The organism is Psychrobacter sp. TB20-MNA-CIBAN-0197, from assembly GCF_040309765.1.
Lineage (GTDB): Bacteria > Pseudomonadota > Gammaproteobacteria > Pseudomonadales > Moraxellaceae > Psychrobacter > Psychrobacter submarinus.
The window spans coordinates 1-385 of sequence record NZ_JBEOPC010000158.1 but is presented as its reverse complement, the minus strand read 5'-3'; the positions used below and the strand labels follow the sequence as shown (position 1 = coordinate 385).

Below are 385 nucleotides of genomic sequence, written 5' to 3'. Positions count from 1 at the left end.
ACATTCGCCGAAGCCGATCGAGGCAAAACCGTCGCGGGCGCAGCGAGCGCGCAGGATGATTTCGTCACCGTCCTCAAGGAACTTGCGCACTTCGCCGGAAGCCAGTTCGATCGGTTTCTTACCGCCCTCGGTAATCTCCAGCAGGCTGCCAAACTGGCCGTTTTCCGGGCCGGACAAAGTGCCCGAACCAAACAGGTCACCGGCCTGCAACTGGCAGCCGTTGACGCTGTGGTGCGCGACCATTTGCGCCACGGTCCAGTACATGTAGCGGGTGTTGCTCAGGGTCAGGCGATGGGCGGGCAGGTTCTGCTCGCGCATGGCTTCGGTGCGCAGCAGCACTTCCAGTTCGATGTCGAAGGCACCGCCGTCCTGATCACGCTTGTCG

General features: G+C 62.3%; 1 protein-coding gene. It reads right to left on the bottom strand.

All coding sequences use genetic code 11. From position 1 onward, the window contains the following. Window positions 1-385, bottom strand: a 385-nt coding sequence (locus AAEY83_RS13105) for a fumarylacetoacetate hydrolase family protein (RefSeq protein WP_351059394.1), incomplete at both ends; no start/stop codon positions are given.